Source organism: Vibrio profundi, from assembly GCF_043642225.1.
Lineage (GTDB): Bacteria > Pseudomonadota > Gammaproteobacteria > Enterobacterales > Vibrionaceae > Vibrio > Vibrio profundi_A.
Genome location: NZ_JBHZSF010000005.1, coordinates 70,620 through 88,777, shown reverse-complemented (window position 1 = coordinate 88,777; position 18,158 = coordinate 70,620). Strand labels below are relative to the sequence as shown.

General features: G+C 44.1%; 14 protein-coding genes. 5 read left to right on the top strand and 9 right to left on the bottom strand.

Translation table 11 applies throughout. From position 1 onward, the window contains the following. Positions 1-149 precede the first annotated feature (149 nt). The 7 genes from ACHUFI_RS10185 to ACHUFI_RS10155 form a co-directional block, all read right to left on the bottom strand. Complete coding sequence (locus ACHUFI_RS10185) at positions 150-1,958, bottom strand: AMP-dependent synthetase/ligase (protein ID WP_394248773.1); 1,809 nt, start codon at positions 1,956-1,958, stop codon at positions 150-152. 185 nt (positions 1,959-2,143) lie between these two features. Continuing rightward, positions 2,144-3,103: a transcriptional regulator LeuO gene (leuO, locus tag ACHUFI_RS10180; protein WP_394248771.1), complete on the bottom strand. Its 960-nt coding sequence runs from the start codon at positions 3,101-3,103 to the stop codon at positions 2,144-2,146. A 346-nt stretch (positions 3,104-3,449) separates the two neighbouring features. Beyond that, a complete protein-coding gene (locus ACHUFI_RS10175; protein WP_394248769.1) occupies positions 3,450-4,514 on the bottom strand; it encodes an MJ1255/VC2487 family glycosyltransferase in 1,065 nt (354 codons plus the stop codon). Positions 4,515-4,536: 22 nt separating this feature from the next. After that, positions 4,537-5,061 carry a phosphatase PAP2 family protein gene (locus ACHUFI_RS10170; RefSeq protein ID WP_394248767.1) on the bottom strand — a complete coding sequence of 175 codons (525 nt, stop codon included), beginning with the start codon at positions 5,059-5,061 and terminating at the stop codon, positions 4,537-4,539. A gap of 155 nt (positions 5,062-5,216) precedes the next feature. Further along, positions 5,217-8,324 (bottom strand): efflux RND transporter permease subunit, encoded by a 3,108-nt coding sequence (locus ACHUFI_RS10165; protein WP_394248765.1) that lies wholly within the window; start codon positions 8,322-8,324, stop codon positions 5,217-5,219. Then, on the bottom strand, positions 8,321-9,634 hold the full coding sequence (locus ACHUFI_RS10160; RefSeq protein ID WP_394248763.1) for an efflux RND transporter periplasmic adaptor subunit: 1,314 nt from the start codon (positions 9,632-9,634) through the stop codon (positions 8,321-8,323). Before ACHUFI_RS10160 ends, ACHUFI_RS10165 begins: the two co-directional genes overlap by 4 nt. Beyond that, positions 9,634-10,293 (bottom strand): TetR/AcrR family transcriptional regulator, encoded by a 660-nt coding sequence (locus tag ACHUFI_RS10155; protein ID WP_394248761.1) that lies wholly within the window; start codon positions 10,291-10,293, stop codon positions 9,634-9,636. Before ACHUFI_RS10155 ends, ACHUFI_RS10160 begins: the two co-directional genes overlap by 1 nt. 563 nt (positions 10,294-10,856) lie before the next feature. Between ACHUFI_RS10155 and leuA the strand changes: the two genes are divergently transcribed. From leuA to ACHUFI_RS10130, 5 genes are all read left to right on the top strand, one after another. Next, on the top strand, positions 10,857-12,404 hold the full coding sequence (gene leuA, locus ACHUFI_RS10150) for a 2-isopropylmalate synthase (RefSeq protein WP_394248759.1): 1,548 nt from the start codon (positions 10,857-10,859) through the stop codon (positions 12,402-12,404). A gap of 98 nt (positions 12,405-12,502) precedes the next feature. Continuing rightward, positions 12,503-13,594, top strand: a complete 1,092-nt coding sequence (gene leuB / locus ACHUFI_RS10145) for a 3-isopropylmalate dehydrogenase (protein ID WP_394248757.1) — start codon at positions 12,503-12,505, stop codon at positions 13,592-13,594. A gap of 111 nt (positions 13,595-13,705) precedes the next feature. Next, positions 13,706-15,118: a 3-isopropylmalate dehydratase large subunit gene (gene leuC, locus ACHUFI_RS10140; protein WP_394248755.1), complete on the top strand. Its 1,413-nt coding sequence runs from the start codon at positions 13,706-13,708 to the stop codon at positions 15,116-15,118. Positions 15,119-15,132: 14 nt separating this feature from the next. Continuing rightward, on the top strand, positions 15,133-15,735 hold the full coding sequence (leuD, locus tag ACHUFI_RS10135; RefSeq protein WP_394248753.1) for a 3-isopropylmalate dehydratase small subunit: 603 nt from the start codon (positions 15,133-15,135) through the stop codon (positions 15,733-15,735). 125 nt (positions 15,736-15,860) lie between these two features. Next, entirely contained in the window at positions 15,861-16,643 is a 783-nt protein-coding gene (locus ACHUFI_RS10130) for a DUF547 domain-containing protein (RefSeq protein ID WP_394248751.1), read from the top strand. Between the two features lie 31 nt (positions 16,644-16,674). Here the strand turns inward: ACHUFI_RS10130 and ACHUFI_RS10125 are convergent, their stop codons facing one another. Together ACHUFI_RS10125 and djlA are read right to left on the bottom strand one after the other, a co-directional pair. Then, positions 16,675-17,220, bottom strand: a complete 546-nt coding sequence (locus ACHUFI_RS10125; RefSeq protein WP_394248749.1) for a DUF924 family protein — start codon at positions 17,218-17,220, stop codon at positions 16,675-16,677. A 30-nt stretch (positions 17,221-17,250) separates the two neighbouring features. After that, entirely contained in the window at positions 17,251-18,105 is an 855-nt protein-coding gene (gene djlA, locus ACHUFI_RS10120; RefSeq protein ID WP_394248747.1) for a co-chaperone DjlA, read from the bottom strand. Positions 18,106-18,158 lie beyond the last annotated feature (53 nt).

The following is an 18,158-nucleotide window of genomic DNA, read 5'->3' as shown; positions in this document are numbered from 1 at the left end:
ATATTTTTTTCTTCCATGCGTGATAAATGCAATTTTTTAATGTGCGCTCTAGCACACTCACCTACTAACAGGTACAAAAAATCCCTCTATAAATGAGCCAAAACTCATAGAGGGATTTTTAAACAACTGAAAAGTTATCTTGCTAGATATTACTTATCTTTAGGCTTATCAGTGTACATTTCTTCGATTTCATCCTGATACTTATCGTTAATCACTTTACGACGCAGTTTCTGGGTTGGAGTTAACTCACCATTATCCATCGAGAACGCTTTAGGCAGTAATTTAAACTTCTTCACTTGTTCAAACTTTGCAAGTTCATCTTGTAAGCCATTCACTCGCTTTTCAAACATCTCTACGACTTGGTTATTTTTAATTAACTCTAAACGGTCGTGATACTTGATGTTCAGCTCTTTCGCATACTCTTCTAACGTATCAAAACATGGAACAATCAAAGCTGAAACGAACTTACGAGTATCTGCAATCACCGCAATTTGCTCGATGTAGTGATCTTTACCAATCGTGCCTTCAATCATTTGTGGCGCGATATACTTACCACCAGATGTCTTCATCAGCTCTTTGATACGATCGGTAATGAATAAGTTACCATTTTCATCGAATTGGCCCGCGTCACCAGTCTTTAAGAAACCATGCTCATCAAACGTTTTTTCCGTTTCTTCTGGCATCTTGTAGTAGCCACGCATGACCATCGGCCCACGAACAAGAATCTCATTGTTCTCACCAATTTTAACTTCAGCGCCAGGCATAGCCATACCGATAGAATCTGGATTGAAACACTTGTCATCCCAACAAGAAACCGTTGCTGTAGTTTCTGTCATTCCGTAACCCAGCTTGACGTTGATGCCAATTGCGTGGAAGAAACGGCCAATGGTTTCGTCAAGCTTCGCACCGCCACAAGGCATGAAGTTAATACGACCACCGAGCAATGCGCGCAACTTGGAGAGAACTAACTTGTCAGCAAGCTTGTAGCTTTTCTGTAGCATGAAAGAGGGTTTGCGATTCTCTTGATGACATAAGGCCATTTTCGCGCCCATGTTCACCGCCCAAGTAAAGAGTACTTTGCGGATAACGGGAGCTTTAGAGACTTTCTCGTGAATCGCAGAGAAGATTTTTTCGTAAAAACGAGGAACCGCACTCATCACAGTTGGGCGAACTTCACTTAGCGCATCACGCACTTGCATCGTGTCTTGTAAGTAGCAGTTCGTTGCGCCTTTGTAGAGTACATAGAAAGTCCATGCACGCTCAAAAACGTGTGATAAAGGCAAAAAGCACAAAGATACATCGTCTTTGGTTAGGCTCAAACGCTCATCGTGCCCTTCTAATTGAGAGCCAATGTTAGCGTAATCTAACATCACACCTTTAGGCTGACCGGTTGTGCCTGAGGTATAAATCAGAGTCAGTAGGTCGTCCATCTTAGCGTCATCTAAACGAGTATTCAGTTCAGCCTGCTGTGACTCGCAACCACGCGCTAGGAAATCTTGCCAACCAATTGCAAATTCGTGGCCTTGAGTGTCAATGTCATCCGACATCGCAACAACTAACTCAAGCTGTTCGCATTCTTCAAAAATTTGAACCGCTGCATCAAATTGAGGCTGCTCACCCACAAACAGCACTTTTACGTCTGCATTTTGAATGATGTAAGAAGATTGTGCCGCGGTGTTGGTTGGGTAAATCGGCACGGTCACAAGGCGAGCTTGTAGAGATGCAAAATCAGCCACAGTCCATTGAGGCATATTATTTGAAAAGATACCGATCTTATCTTGGATTCTCAGTCCTTGAGCCAATAGCGCTAGCGAAAGCGTATCGATTTGTTGGCCAAACTGCTTCCAGCTGATGCTTTCCCAAGCATTACTGACTTTGTGTTTCAGCGCGGTACGGTCACCACCTTGAGCAATTTGGTCTCGAAGTCTTTTTACGATGTGAAAATCTAAATTGGCCATGTCTTTACCTTTGGCTTACACCTGTAAGCTTTTTTGAGCGCACAAGTGTACCTTTGAGGTTAGAAAAGGCAACTGACGAACGTCAAAGTTATCAATTTTAGTGAGTTTTTAATCAAATAACTGCCAATAAAAAGCCCCAAATTATCAGGGATAACTTGGGGCTCAATATCAGTCAGGGCTTGAGGTTATGCTAGAGCAACCACTTCACCACAAATCATCATCAATTGATCTCGTAACCAAATGTGACCTTTGTCTTTTTCGCTTGATTCATGCCAGCTCAAGTAGCCAGAGATTGCCGCATTATCAAATGGGAAATCTAGAACTTGCAGTTGATCTTTGTTCGCTGCATTTTCTACCATCCAACGAGGTGCAATCGTTACTAATTCAGATTGACCAACAACGTACAGTACGTTGCTTAAACTTGTGCCTTCGTAGTAAGCCAAGCAATCTAGTTCGCGGTAAGCTTGCTCAGAGAAGCTGCGCTGACCGTGGATCTTAGACAGTTTTGCGTGTTTTTCATTAAGTAGATCCGTCGCCGTCACCGCGCCTTCAATGCGAGGGTGAGACTTTGATGCCACAACTACTAACTCATCTTGGAAAATCTCAGTGCTAGAGAAGCCTTGCTCATCAAAACGTGCGTAATCAATCACGAAGTCGATTTCTTGGTAACGCATGCGTTCAGAAAGCTGGCGGTCAAATTCAGCGTCCATGTGCAGTTGAACATTTGGCGCTTGAGTATTAATAGTAGACATAATCTTCGGAGCAAAACGCATATCACAAGGGCTGCAAATCGCTAGTTTGAAAAGACGAGAAGATGTCTCTGGAGAAAATACTGAGCTTGGCAGCTCATTACGAACCAATTGCAGTGCTTGGCGGATTGGACCAAACAATTGACGTGCACGTTGAGTCGGTTGAATACCACGACCTTGGCGCATAAACAGTTCGTCATTAAACATCACTTTTAGACGCGCAACTGCATTACTAACCGCTGGTTGAGACATACCTAAGTTGTGTGCTGCTCGAGTGATATTTTGCTCTTGCATTACCGCATCAAACACAGTCAAAAGGTTTAAATCTACTCCACGTAATGTGCTTTCCATTCTGTAACTTGCAATTGCACTCATCGCATCTTTTTTATCTAACATTCGCTTGCCTCTTGTTGGTCGCAACAGCTTTAAAATTTTAATTAGGTTGGAATAGATAACCGTTCTTTCTAATATTTATGTGCTCGATATGTTTGAGCTGCTATCTACTATTAACCAATCAATCGCATGCCACCAACAAGATTGATAAAGAATAATGTAATTTTACCTCCTTGATTAATTATCGATTTAATATCAACCAGTTACATATTTATAAAAAATCATAAAATGCATCATTTTGTGATTTTAAGGTTTCACATTTCACCGACAAATGTTTTGGTTACATTTGTTACAAGTTATTGAGTACATGAATCGGTGGGTTGGGCGATTCACAAACCTCACCAATGTATCAAGCAATAGAGGCGTAACTTGGAAAATCCGCTTTGTCCCAAAGCTGCTTCCTCAACGCTTCTTGGCATGTCCAATCTCCTGCTAAAATCCACTCCACCAGAGCGCTTGCTACATCAGGGTAAGTCACCATTTCAGCTTGTTGCTCATCTAACCAGTTACGCAACACCGACGCATCCAAATAGCTCATTACTTGCGCTAAACCCAGCGCCTCTAATGTCGCGACATTACTTTGCTGTTCAAACTGTCCTTCTAAAGGTTTCAGCAGTAATTTTTTACCTAATGTTAACGCTTCCGAGGGTAATTCGAAGCCACCGTTCGCAATCACCCCCGAGCAGCGGTGCAAATCAATTTGAAAGTGGTAATGGCTTAATGACTTGTATTCGATGTTCTCAATCTGTTTATCTTCAATCACGCTAGGGTGATAACAGATGAAACGATGAGAGGTAAACTTCATCAATAGCTCGTTAATTTCGTCAATATCTTCAAACGGCAGATAGACAAGAATGTTCTCAGTCTTCTCGTACGGTTCAACAACATTCTTCTTAAAATCAAGAGTGTGTACGATCGGAGGCAAAATAGGTTGATCAAAGTGATACCAATGCAACCCAACATAGAGGTTCGTTGGCGCAAAATGTTGGATAACAGAGCGGTCTATCCAGCTATCGCCTTTTTTAGGCACAGCATAACGAAAAGCATTTTGATGGCTAATACCAATACAAGTAACATTTTGCTTTTTCGCTGCCCAAGCACTAACCGGTTCGAAGTCATTAAGCACCAAATCGTAACCGCTTAAATCCAAAGCCCGCACTTCACGCAAAAATCGCCAGCCATTGTTTTTAATTAACGTTTTCGAATAATTCACTTTCCCTTGTTCGGTGTGGAAAGTCAGCCCTTGCCGAGTTTGGTAGTCGCCAAACTCTTCCATCGAAAAGTAATGTTTTTTGTCGCGTCCAGAGAACAAAAAATCAATCTCTATTCCACGTTGACGAAATGCTACCGCCATGGCTCTTGCACGGGCAATATGCCCATTTCCAGTACCTTGAACCCCGTATAAAATTTTCATCGTATTGTTCCTATCGAAATCGCTATAACACACCGTTAATGGCAAGAACGGCACACGCTATGCCTAATCCAGCACCAATCAACACATCAGTTAGAAAGTGCACCCCGAGAAGCACCCTTGAGGCACCAATCGCACTCGCCCATAGCAAACTAAAAAGGTATAAACTTGGATAAAAATGACCAATCAAGGTCGCCATCAAAAATGCGGCCGCTGTATGACCAGAAGGTAAGCTGTACTTATCTGAAGGGGTGATATGAGAATGAAGTAACGCAGAAAACTCCGAAGGCCTACGACGCTTCAGCGTGTTTTTCGCAAACCAATAAATGGGGAGCTCCAACGCAAAAGCTGCTAATCCCACCAATAAAAAATCAGTACCCGAAGTTTGATCGGCCAGTAATACGGCTAACGCCAACAAAATATACAGGTGCCCATCGCCAGTATGTGATATCGCTTTACTCACTTGGGCACTTTGCTGACTGTAGCGATGACGCAAGCAGAAAAAAGAAAATGCTACATCCCAGCGGATAATCGGCTCAATAGTGCGCATACGTTCTTCCTTAACGATCCTTATAGAGTTAAGGCTCACGTTAGGGGGAACAAATGACAGTTAAGTGACGATTGTGAGGATCTACAGTGAACTTTACTGCGCCAGAAAAAACAAAAGCGGCACTTGGCCGCTTTATGAAAAAAGAATATGGAAGCTTAAGCCATTAATGGTTCATGTTTTTTGACTAAGCCGAAATCCGCCAAGATGGCGTAAGCAGCAGGGATCATAAACAACACCAAAAGAGTGGAGGCAAAAATACCAAATACAATTGAGATCACGAGTGGCTGTATTACTTGTGCTTGTAAACTGGTTTCCATTAGCAGCGGCAACAAACCTGCAGCGGTTGTCATCGACGTTAAGAACACCGCTCTAAAACGCTCTCGACTCGCTTTAACCACCGAGTCGTGAACCGTATCCCCTTCATCAACATGATGGCGAATGTACTGCACAAGTAAAATGGAATCGTTCACCACAATACCAGCCAACGACACAAAGCCCATCATACTTGGCATGCTTAACGAATGACCTAAGAGCCAATGGCCGAAAACCACACCAATAAACGCCAATGGGATTGCCATCATCACGACGACAGGTTCCAAGTAGCTGCGGAACTGATAGCTCAAAATAGCAAACACGCCAAATAACCCCAGCAAGAAGCCCTTACCCATTGAAGCACCTGTTTTCTCGGCATCTTTCGCTTCCCCTTCGAAATCAAAACGTAGCCCAGGGTACTGTTGGAGCAACTCAGGAGCTTTATCTTTTTGAAACTGAGCCAAGATGGCTGAAGAACTTGCCTTCGTGTTGTCAATGTCACCAAATACACTGATGGTACGCAAACCATCAATCCGCTGGATTCGAACATAATTACGTTGGAAGTCGAGTGTCGCTAACGTCGCTAGTGGGATTTGGCTCCCCTCTGGCGTGATGATTGGAAAATTAGCCAATTGCTGTAAATCACCAGCCTGAACTTTGTCTAAACGCACTTCAATTGAGATGTTTTCCACACCGAGTTGTATTTCATCTGCAGTTTGGCCAAAGAAGGCCGCTCTTAGCTGAGACGCGATCATTTGCCCGTTTACACCGTAGGTTTCCGCACCGGGGCGAAGTTTCACTAACACTTCTTCTTTCCCCATGCGCATGTCATCAAGCACTCCGTGTACGCCTTCAAACTCATTCAGATAGTTTTGAATATCGATCGAAGCTGATTTCAGTTCGTCTAGATCATCATGCTTCACCCGAATTTCAATGGCCCGCCCACCTGGTCCCATCGTAGGCTGCTTAAACACCAGTGAGACAGGGTCTGCTAATTCGCCAATGTCTTCACGCCACGCTGCAATAAAATCATCAATCAATGTATTACGGCTTTCTGCACCAAGCAGGTCTAAACGCACTGTGGCTAAGTGAGGACCAGATTCATTGGCATCTGCATTAACATTAAATTGGCTAGTAATGTGTTGTACCAAAGTTTGGCCTTCTTCAACCTCTTCACTCCATTGGATATTCAGTTTTTGAGCCGAAGCGACAATTTTATCGACCACTTTTTCGGTTTGAGATAACGAAGCCCCCGGCGCAAGAATAATACGCGCTTCTGCAATGTCCCCATCAAGCTCTGGAAAAGGTTGGAATTTCACGACTCCTCCAGCAATCAAAGACACCGATATAAGCAGCAATGAGAGCACCCCTCCCATAAACGCATAGCGAAAGCTCACCACTTTCTCAACCGCGTTCATTAAGGTCGTATTTCTGAAATGTTCAAACTTCTCTAAAAGCACAACTTTAAATCGAAGCGGCGCTTTCTCTTTCTTTTCTTTATGTAAAGAATGAGAAAGGTGGTTAGGCAGAATCAAGAAGGCTTCCACTAAACTTAATGAAAGAACCAAGATCAACACTTGGGGCACAGCTTTTAACACCGCACCCATTTCACCATCTAAAAACAGCAAGCTACCGAAAATACACACCGTCGTGAGGAACGACGATAGAACGCCCGGAAACACTTTTCGCACGCCGTTGTAGACGGCATCATCAACGTTTTGCCCTCTATCGAGGTGCGCCGCGATCGATTCGGCAATCACGATGGCGTCATCCATCATGATACCAATGGCCATCAACAAGCCGACCAAAGACATGATGTTAATCGAGAGCCCTAAGTTTGCCATTAGGAATAAGCCACCGAGAAAGGCAACGGGCAACCCTGCTGCGACCCAAAACGAATACCGTAAACTGAAAAACAGCCACATGGTCGCAAACACTAAAACGATCCCTTGCCAGCCATTGCTGACCATCATCGTTAAGCGATCCCACAATACAGAGGAAAGATCGTTAGTCAGCTCTAATGTCACGCCATCCGGCGCTAGTTGCCGTTGATCTTCAACAAACTGGGTGACGCGCTCTTTTATACGTAACGCATCGTCTTCTTTATTCTTGCTAACTTTTAAAAGTGCAGAAGGTTTGCCATCAAACAAGACTTTTTGCTCATCAAGTTCAAAACGATCTGTGATGGTCGCGATATCTTTCAAGCGAATGATCGAACCGTTGGGGGCTGAGCCCACCACAATACTTTCTAACTCTAAAGGCGTGACGCGGCGTTCATCAAAGCGAATTAAAAAATTCTTATCAGGCGTTTCAACGTTACCACTCGGTAATTTAATGTTTTGGCGACCAATTTGATCCGCAATATCTCCAACACTTAAACCCAATTGACGAATGGCTTGGCTATCCAGTTCCACACGATACTGATGATCAGAAAATCCGCTCACTTCAACCAGCGAGACGTCATAATCCAACTTCATGATCCGCTTGAGATCTTCCGCGTAAGATTTCAGTTCAGGCCAAGTCGTATCCGCCGTGATCGCCACATCGACCACAGGCTCATTCCAGTCCAGCTCTTGGACAACGGGTGATTCAATCTCAGAGGGAAAATCATTGATCGAGTTGATCTGGGTTTGCACATCCACCAGCATTCTGCCGATATCCGCCCGCTCATTTAACTTTAAAATCAGGCGCGCGCTGCCTTCAATGGCCTCACATTGCGTTTCTTCTATATTCGCCAATCCATCGACGGCATCTTCCATACGGATACAAAGGCTTTCTTCGACCTCTTGTGGGGAGGCTCCTGGGTACACCACACCAGCCATGATGTACGGCGGATCATATTCTGGAAAGGTTTCACGCTTAATGGTAGATAGAGAGGACAACCCCAGTATCAGCAAACCGAGCATCAACAAGTTTGCGGCTGTCGGGTGACGAGAGAAAAAACGAATCATGCTGGATTCTCCTCATTAACCGTCGCCTCACGCAACAACATACCTTCAATCGCAGGCAGAAGATCGTTCAGAATCAATTTATCACCACGCTCAAGTTCACCTTCAATAACAACTTGGTTCTCACGTCGATAAAGCACAGTGACAGGCTTGATGATCAAACGGCTTTCCGAATCCACCAAATAGATCTTATCACCATGTAGCGCACGTTCAGGCACAACCCAACTTGGGTTTTCCTGGCCTTCAATCTCTGCACGAACAAACATTCCGTTCACCAAAGGAGGCACCGTGCTCGGCTTTAAGTCAGCATAGCTTTGGTGAATTTCTAAAATCACACCAACGGTTGCTTGGTTTTCATCGACTGTTTCACTAATACGAGCTACTTTTGCTGGCCAAGTAGCATGGAGAGTGCCGCTGCTTAGGTGGATACTCGCAGAAATATTCGCCATATCTGGGCGAGGAATGCCGGAGTCGTCACGACTGAATTCAGTTAAACTCGATGCCAATACTTGCATGTCGTGGATAGATAATTGCGCTTCCACTTCCATCACATCAATACCATGCGCCACGATCATTGTTTGTTGTATGTTCACCACCTGATTTTGCTCAATATCGACGTTAGCAATACGCATCGCTTTAGGGAGAGTAATTGAAGTTTTTTCTAATGAACGCTGCGCTTCTTGCACTTTAGATACATTTACTTTGATCACCGCTTCCGCAACCCGCTTTTCATCTGGCATCAGCCCTATTTGGTTCTCAATATCCAACACCAGTTTTTGTTGTGAGAGCGTACTTTGTTTTTGTAAATCCACGTCAGACTGCGAGGTCAGCCCTTTCTTACGTAAGTTGAGCTTTCTATCTAGCTCTTTGTTACTGATCGATAAGCGGTTTTTCTCAATCTTCAAAGTTTGCTTTAGATTGTTTTCTTCTTGAGTCAATTTCGCTAACGAGGTTTGGCTAGATTTAAGGTCAGCTTGCGCTTGCACCAATTTCAATTCGTAATCGAGAGGATCGATCCTCAATACCTCTGTACCTGCCGCTAAAATTTGCCCCTTTTCAAGTAAAGGGTGGCGGTATACCACTTTACCTGTCACTTCAGCGATGGCTTTCCATTCCACTTTGGGGGTTACTTTCCCAAAACCAACCGCCTGTGGAGCGATCGATTGTTTTTCTAAAGCCAACACATCAACTAGCCTAGCGCGATCACCCGCAGGCTTAGTCGGTAAATCTGGCTTAAGGTTAATGGCTGCTATCAAGCTCAGTACGCCCACAGCGAGTGCAGGAAAAAAAAGGAGTTTTCTATTCAGTTTCATTAAATGTGTTCCTGCTTATTGGTAGGAGCCGATACATTGATGAACCCTTCGGTCATCAGCTGGATGTTGTGTTCGATAAGTCGATTCAAAAAGTCTTCATTAAGTTGAACACCATGAAGTGCAAGTAACGGCGGGGGAGCAATAAAAGGAAAAACCATTAAGCTAATGTAAGACACACGACACAGCTTAGGATCCATCCCATCTTTCAACACTCCTTGCTCCATCAGCTTTTCAAAAATCACATCTTGAGCAGGTTTAGTGACATCGAAAAACACCTTTTCGAGTAGCTCTCTTTGCACTTCAGAAGGAGGCATATTCATGACTTGCGCAATCAAACGAGGAAACTTAGGAACTTTCACCATTTCTTTGTAGTACGTTCTCATCAAATCAAGAAAGTTCTCATGATTGCTATCCTGTACGAGCTTTTGCATTTGCACTTGCATAGGTCGAAGCGTTTCACGCAACATGGCTTCAAATAGCCCGGCCTTACTACCAAAGTAATAGCGAATCATTGCGATATTTACGCCTGCCCTGTCAGCGATGAGCCGAGTCGATACTTTATCGTAAGACTGAACGACAAACAGGTCTCTAGCATGCTGAATCAACGCAGCTCTTACATCTAACGTTTGTTGAGGTCGCCCTGCTTTCCTCGTCTCCATCTAACATCCACCTATAATTAATCAATCGATTAATTATAGGTGGATTTATTGGCGAATTGCAGAACAATAATTATTCATTACTTAATCAAGTGATTAATTAAATCTGTGGCTCGTCGTTTTTACCCGTGATTCGTACTATTAAAAAGTTTTACTACAAAGTATTAACCTAAACATACGCTTGCCTATAAACTTACCGCCCAATCAAAAACAAACATCCAGAATTAACAACCAAAAAACAAATAAAAATAAGAATAAACCAAATGAAAAGTCCTTAGTTATACTTGGATATTGGATTTTCTTGTTTGACGCTCAGAATAAATTGCGGTAAATATGGTGTTAACAGTTTATTTACGGATATTTGTGTAATGACATTTTCTTCAACTCGACTTCTAAAGCTCCTCCTTATCGTGACCAAATCGCGTGGGTAGCTTGTGGGTGAAGAACCGCACAAATATTAAAACCCGCGCTTAGCGGGTTTTTTTGTAACTAACACTAATTAAAGAACATCATTCTCAATAATATTTTGGAAGCATTCGATTAAAAATCGACATAAGGAAGCACCTATGAACGACCAAGTGATAATTTTCGACACCACGTTACGTGATGGCGAGCAAGCGTTATCTGCAAGCCTAACGGTTAAGGAAAAATTGCAAATTGCGTATGCACTTGAGCGACTGGGTGTGGACGTAATCGAAGCGGGTTTTCCTGTATCTTCTCCAGGTGATTTCGAATCGGTTCAAACCATTGCGAAACACATCAAAAACAGCCGTATCTGTGGTTTATCTCGTGCGGTAGCGAAAGATATCGATGCGGCAGCAGAAGCGCTAAAGGTCGCAGAAGCATTCCGTATTCATACTTTCATCTCTACCTCAACCGTCCACGTTCAGGATAAACTTCGTCGTAGTTACGATGATGTCGTTGAGATGGGCGTTAAAGCGGTTAAGCATGCTCGTAAATATACGGATGATGTTGAATTCTCATGTGAAGACGCTGGTCGAACTCCTATCGATAACTTATGTCGTATGGTGGAAGCTGCTATTGATGCTGGCGCGAAGACCATCAATATTCCAGACACGGTAGGTTATACCGTGCCAAACGAGTTCGGTGGCATTATCCAAACACTATTCAACCGTGTTCCAAACATCGACAAAGCTATTATTTCTGTGCACTGTCATGACGACCTTGGTATGTCGGTCGCGAACTCTATTGCCGCGGTTCAAGCGGGTGCGCGTCAAATCGAAGGGACTATCAATGGTATTGGTGAGCGCGCAGGTAACTGTTCTTTAGAAGAAATCGCGATGATCATCAAAACTCGTCAAGAGCTACTAGGTGTTCATACAGGCCTTAAGCACGAAGAAATTCACCGTACTAGCAAGTTGGTCAGCCAGCTATGTAACATGCCAATTCAAGACAACAAGGCGATTGTCGGTGCTAACGCATTTAGTCACTCGTCAGGTATTCACCAAGACGGCATGCTAAAGAATAAGAACACTTACGAGATCATGACGCCTGAGTCTATTGGCTTGAAAAACAAGGCATTGAACCTAACTAGTCGCTCTGGTCGTGCTGCTGTTAAGAGCCACATGGACGCGATGGGCTATAAAGAAGACGAGTACAGCTTAGATGCATTATATGAAGATTTCTTAAAGCTAGCTGACCGTAAAGGCCAAGTTTTCGATTACGACCTAGAAGCGTTAATGCACTTTGCGAACCTACGTGAAGAGGATGACTTCTATAAACTTAACTACCTAAGCGTGCAATCTGGTAGTGTAATGTCTACGACTAGCATCAAGTTGCAATGTGGCGATGAAGAGCAATGTGAAGCAGCTGTCGGTAATGGTCCAGTAGACGCACTTTACCAATGTATTTACCGCCTAACTGGATACGAAATCGCACTAGATAAGTTCGACCTTACCGCCAAAGGCGAAGGTGAAGATGGCCTAGGTCAAGCTGATATCATTGCTAACTATAAAGGTCGTAAATACCACGGCACAGGCGTTTCAACCGATATCGTAGAAGCTTCAGGCCAAGCACTATTGCACGTAATCAATAGCATTCACCGTGCAGACCAAATTGCAGAAATTAAGCAAAAGAAAGTCGTAACCGTTTAAGCAACCAATAACAGCGCCCTAGAGCCACGTTATTGGCTTTAGGGACAGAAAATTTAAACGAGCTTAAAAAGCTCAGTAACAAGAATTAAAGGATTAACATGACTGATAAATCATACAAAATTGCCGTACTACCTGGTGATGGCATTGGCCCAGAAGTAATGCAACAAGCACACAAAGTGCTAGACGCGATTGAAAAGAAGCACGCAATTAGCTTTTCTCGCGAAGAGTATGATGTTGGTGGTATCGCGATCGATAACCACGGCTGCCCATTACCAGAAGCGACGGTAAAAGGCTGTGAAGAATCTGACGCGGTATTATTCGGTTCAGTTGGCGGCCCTAAATGGGAACACCTTCCACCAAATGATCAACCTGAACGTGGTGCTCTACTTCCACTTCGTAAACACTTCCAACTGTTCTGCAACCTGCGCCCAGCACAAATCCATAAAGGTTTAGAAGCTTTCTCACCACTACGTGCTGATATCTCTGAGCGCGGCTTTGACATCGTAGTTGTTCGTGAACTGACTGGCGGTATCTACTTCGGTCAACCTAAAGGTCGTGAAGGCGAAGGCGCAAACGAAAAGGCGTTCGATACCGAGGTTTACCACCGTTACGAGATTGAGCGTATTGCTAAAATTGCATTTGAGTCGGCTCGCCTACGCAACAAAAACGTGTACTCAATCGACAAAGCAAACGTACTTCAAAGTTCAATCCTATGGCGCGAAGTTGTCGAAGAAGTGGCAAAGGACTACCCAGATGTAGAGCTAAACCACATGTACATCGACAACGCGACTATGCAGCTAATCAAAGACCCATCTCAGTTTGACGTAATGCTATGTTCAAACATCTTCGGTGACATCATCTCTGATGAGTGCGCGATGATCACTGGTTCTATGGGTATGCTTCCTTCTGCAAGCTTGAACGAAAGCAACTTTGGCCTATACGAACCAGCAGGCGGCAGTGCTCCAGATATCGCAGGTAAGAATATTGCTAACCCAGTTGCGCAGATCCTTTCTGCAGCGCTAATGCTTCGTTACAGCCTAGGTGAAGAAGCCGCAGCACAAGATATCGAAACAGCGGTATCTAAAGCACTTTCAGCAGGTGAACTAACAGCCGATCTTGCGGGTGATAAGCAGGCACTAACGACTTCAGAAATGGGCGACAAAATCGCTGAGTACATCTTAGCTTCATAAGCGTAACGCTCTAAAGCAAGTACATAAGAATAATATCAAGCCAAGTCATCCAAAGAGCCTGACTTGGCTAGAAACAAACACTGGGACTGATACTCCCAAGGAAGAAAAGCTATGTCGACAAATCAGCAAGCCAAAACCTTATACGAGAAAGTTTACGACGCGCACGTTGCAGTAGCAGCGGAAGGCGAAAACCCGATTATTTACATCGACCGTCACCTAGTTCACGAAGTAACGTCACCTCAAGCATTTGATGGTCTGCGTGAAAAAGGCCGTAAAGTTCGCCAAGTAGGCAAAACTTTCGCGACCATGGATCACAACGTATCAACACAAACTAAAGACATTAACGCTTCTGGCGAGATGGCTCGTATCCAAATGGAAACGCTATCTAAAAACTGTGAAGAGTTTGGTGTAACGCTTTACGACCTAAACCACAAATACCAAGGTATTGTGCACGTAATGGGCCCAGAGCTAGGTATTACCCTGCCAGGCATGACCATCGTTTGTGGTGACTCGCACACTGCGACGCACGGTGCCTTTGGTTCATTAGCATTCGGTATCGGTACTTCAGAAGTTGAGCACGTTCTAGCGACGCAAACGCTAAAGCAAGCTCGCGCTAAAACCATGAAGATCGAAGTAAAAGGCAAAGTGGCTCCAGGCATTACCGCAAAAGACATAGTACTAGCGATCATCGGTAAAACAACAGCCGCTGGCGGTACTGGCTACGTCGTTGAATTCTGTGGTGAGGCGATTACCGACCTTACAATGGAAGGCCGTATGACAGTATGTAACATGGCTATCGAACTGGGTGCTAAAGCGGGTCTGATTGCACCTGATGAAACCACTTATGAATATATCAAAGGCCGTAAATTCTCACCTCAAGGTGAAGACTTAGACGCGGCTATCGAATACTGGAACACATTGAAAACCGATGCTGACGCTGAATTTGATGCAGTCGTAACTCTAGAAGCCGCTGACATCAAACCGCAAGTCACTTGGGGTACTAACCCAGGTCAGGTAATTTCTGTTGATGCGCCTATCCCAGCACCAGAAAGCTTCGCAGACCCTGTTGAAAAAGCGTCAGCTGAAAAGGCATTGGCATACATGGGCTTAGAAGCGGGTAAATCCCTATCCGAGTACAACGTAGATAAAGTGTTTGTTGGCTCTTGTACTAACTCTCGTATCGAAGACATGCGTGCAGCCGCTGCAGTAGCGAAAGGCCGCCAAGTTGCGAAACATGTACAAGCGCTGATCGTTCCAGGCTCAGAGCAAGTAAAAGCGCAAGCCGAAGCAGAAGGCCTAGATGTTATCTTTAAAGAAGCAGGCTTTGAGTGGCGTTTGCCAGGTTGCTCAATGTGTCTAGCGATGAATAACGACCGCCTTGGTCCGCACGAGCGCTGCGCTTCTACATCAAACCGTAACTTTGAAGGCCGCCAAGGCCGTGATGGTCGTACGCACCTAGTTAGCCCTGCAATGGCTGCAGCCGCAGCGATCGCTGGTCACTTTGTCGATATTCGTGAACTTTAATTAGAGGATTTAACATGTCAGGTTTTCAACAACACACCGGATTAGTCGTTCCTCTAGATACGGCCAACATCGATACTGATGCGATCATTCCAAAGCAGTTCCTACAGAAAGTGAACCGCATTGGTTTTGGTAAACACTTATTCCATGACTGGCGCTTCCTTGACGATGCTGGTGAGCAACCTAACCCAGAGTTCGTGATGAATGCACCACGTTACCAAGGCGCTTCAATCCTGCTTGCTCGTGAGAACTTTGGTTGTGGTTCATCTCGTGAACACGCACCTTGGGCACTTGCTGATTACGGCATCCAAGTGATGATTGCGCCAAGCTTTGCAGACATCTTCTACGGTAACTCAATCAACAACCAAATGGTTCCGGTTAGATTGACTGAGCAAGAAGTGGATGAGATTTTCCAATTCGTAGAAGCGAATGAAGGCGCAGAAGTTACTGTCGATCTAGAAGCAATGAAAGTAAGCGCGAACGGCAAACAGTACTCATTTGAAATTGATGAGTTCCGTCGTCACTGCCTGCTGAACGGCTTAGACAATATCGGCCTAACACTGCAGCACGCTGATAAGATTTCAGCCTATGAAGCGAAAATCCCAAGCTTCCTAAAGTAAGAATCTTTTTCAAAGCTCATGAAAGGCTGACACTATGTCAGCCTTTTTTATTTGAAAGATAATTCACACTTGTAAGGTCAATTAATGAAGAAGCAGCTACGCTCTATTTCGAATAAGGTTTTTCTATGAAATCACTCGTTTGGTTAATTCTATTATTGCTACCTTTCAGCGCAATATCGGCTCCTAAATCTGACTTATGGGCGTATTGGGACAAACATGTGCCGGAGAGTACTCAAACGATCTCTCATTTAGCATGGCAAAGCTTTTTAGATAAGTATCTCATCACGGAAGGTGACAATACGTTAGTCCGATATGCGGAAGTATCTACAAACGACAAGCGAGCGCTCAAGAACTATATCAAGACTAGCGCGCAGCTTGATCCTTTAACCTATTCCAAAGCGGAGCAGTACGCTTATTGGGTAAACCTTTACAATGCCATTACCATCGATTTGGTCTTAGACGACTATCCGATCAAGTCGATAACTAAACTGGGCGGACTATTTAGTTTTGGACCATGGGGAGATGAGGTGGTGAAAGTTAATGGTAAAGCTCTAACATTAAACGATATCGAACATCGAATTTTGAGACCAATTTGGCAGGATCCTCGCACGCACTATGCTGTCAATTGCGCTAGTTTAGGTTGCCCTAATTTGCAGCCTAAAGCATTTACAGCGGACAACACCAACGATCTTCTTGAAAGTGCCGCAGCGGAATTTATTAATAGCGATAAAGGGGTTAGCCTAAAGAAAGGTGAACTACAGTTATCTTCTATTTATGATTGGTTTATTGAGGACTTTGGAACACAAGTCCAACTACTTCAACACCTTAACCATTATCGTGAGTCACCGATCAGAGATCATGAAAAAGTTAAATATGACTACGATTGGTCACTCAACCTTGCTCAATAAAATAAGGAGGCGCTAGCCTCCTTATTTACACTCAAAAACTCGAACCGGGCTCTTGCAGAAATGTGATTTCTTCTTCACTTGAACTTCTACCAAGAATTTCATTTCGGTGCGGGTAACGACCAAACCGTTCGATAATCACTTTATGCTTATATTCAAAATCCAAATTATGCTCTAAGCCTTCCTGAGAAAAGAGCTCGACAGCTTGTTCATGAATAACCAAAGATTCACTATGCATATATGGCATGTACAAAAAGCTTTTCTGCTTCGTCGTAAGCGCTTTATCGAATTCTCCGGCCACCGCCTCCTGTGCTAACACAAGCGCCATTGCATCCGAAGCAAAAGCTAGCGCGCTGTTTCTCCCGATATTGCGTGAGAATTGGTCAAGGACAATCACTTCGGCTAATCGCCCAAGAGGGGTTTTACGCCAAGCGTATAGCTCTCCTTTCGTTGCCGAGGTATGAACCTCGCTAAACCTATCAGCAATTTGTTTATCTACGCTTTTCCCACCAGAAAACCAATCAGATGGGCTGAGTTCTTCGAACCAAAAATCCAACACTTCTTGAACACTTGTCGCCATAACATTTCCCTTATATGGTTGATGCCTGCTTTATTTAAAGCCTTTCACTTTTTTAATTAGGTCATAAGCATTTTGAATTTCTTGTGATTTTTCTTTCGCCACATTCATCATTTCAGGAGGTAAGCCTTTAGCCATCAACTTATCTGGATGATGTTCGTTCATTAATTTACGATAAGCACGTTTGACTTCCTTACCCTCGGCATTTTCACTGACACCCAACACCTTGTAAGCATCAGCAAGGTGATTCGTTTGAGACGCTTGCTGCCACCCTGACGACTGTTGCTGTCCTTGCTGCCCGCCAAAGCCTCCACCTTGCTGTTGAAAACGGAACGCCGCTTCTTGCATTTGCAAACGCTGCTCTAATTGCTGAGAAGAGAACCCTAACCCTCTCGCAATCTTATGCAAAACATTACGCTCACTAGGGTGTAGATCACCATCGGCAAACGCTGCTGAGATTTGTAGTTCGAGAAAGAACTGCATCAAATCAAAACGCCCACCCGAAGAAATCTTAACTCGTTCTAAAGTTTCTTCTAACGGAAAATCAGGCTCTTTACCTGCGCGAAACGCATCTTGCGCTGACTTTCTTAGTTCACCATGAAGGCTCATACGATCCATCATAGTACTAGCAAGTTGAATCTCTTCTCGTGTCACCTGCCCTTTGGCTTTAGCAACATGCCCCATCACCGCAAATGCCGCCTTAAAAAACTCTTGCTGGCGCTCTGCCTGGCTAGGTCCGCTACCGAACCCAGAGCTCTTAAAGCCCGCCTGATTAAGTCGACGAGCCTTATCGAATTGGTGACCTAAAAAGATTCCAAAAATCGAGCCTAGGATGCCCCCAAATAAAAAGCCAAAAAAGGCCCCCAATATTTTGCCAAATATCTGCATTATATCTTCTCTAGTAATGAATTTTTTCTGTGTTCAGCGGTCTTATAGTGCCG

Coding starts and splice junctions, on each gene's coding strand:
- ACHUFI_RS10160 (WP_394248763.1), bottom strand. CDS start 9,634: ATGAAACTGAATAGAAAACTCCTTTTTTTTCCTGCACTCGCTGTGGGC.
- djlA (WP_394248747.1), bottom strand. CDS start 18,105: ATGCAGATATTTGGCAAAATATTGGGGGCCTTTTTTGGCTTTTTATTT.
- leuC (WP_394248755.1), top strand. CDS start 13,706: ATGTCGACAAATCAGCAAGCCAAAACCTTATACGAGAAAGTTTACGAC.
- ACHUFI_RS10170 (WP_394248767.1), bottom strand. CDS start 5,061: ATGCGCACTATTGAGCCGATTATCCGCTGGGATGTAGCATTTTCTTTT.
- ACHUFI_RS10130 (WP_394248751.1), top strand. CDS start 15,861: ATGAAATCACTCGTTTGGTTAATTCTATTATTGCTACCTTTCAGCGCA.
- ACHUFI_RS10175 (WP_394248769.1), bottom strand. CDS start 4,514: ATGAAAATTTTATACGGGGTTCAAGGTACTGGAAATGGGCATATTGCC.
- leuO (WP_394248771.1), bottom strand. CDS start 3,103: ATGTTAGATAAAAAAGATGCGATGAGTGCAATTGCAAGTTACAGAATG.
- ACHUFI_RS10155 (WP_394248761.1), bottom strand. CDS start 10,293: ATGGAGACGAGGAAAGCAGGGCGACCTCAACAAACGTTAGATGTAAGA.
- ACHUFI_RS10125 (WP_394248749.1), bottom strand. CDS start 17,220: ATGGCGACAAGTGTTCAAGAAGTGTTGGATTTTTGGTTCGAAGAACTC.
- leuA (WP_394248759.1), top strand. CDS start 10,857: ATGAACGACCAAGTGATAATTTTCGACACCACGTTACGTGATGGCGAG.
- ACHUFI_RS10185 (WP_394248773.1), bottom strand. CDS start 1,958: ATGGCCAATTTAGATTTTCACATCGTAAAAAGACTTCGAGACCAAATT.
- leuD (WP_394248753.1), top strand. CDS start 15,133: ATGTCAGGTTTTCAACAACACACCGGATTAGTCGTTCCTCTAGATACG.
- ACHUFI_RS10165 (WP_394248765.1), bottom strand. CDS start 8,324: ATGATTCGTTTTTTCTCTCGTCACCCGACAGCCGCAAACTTGTTGATG.
- leuB (WP_394248757.1), top strand. CDS start 12,503: ATGACTGATAAATCATACAAAATTGCCGTACTACCTGGTGATGGCATT.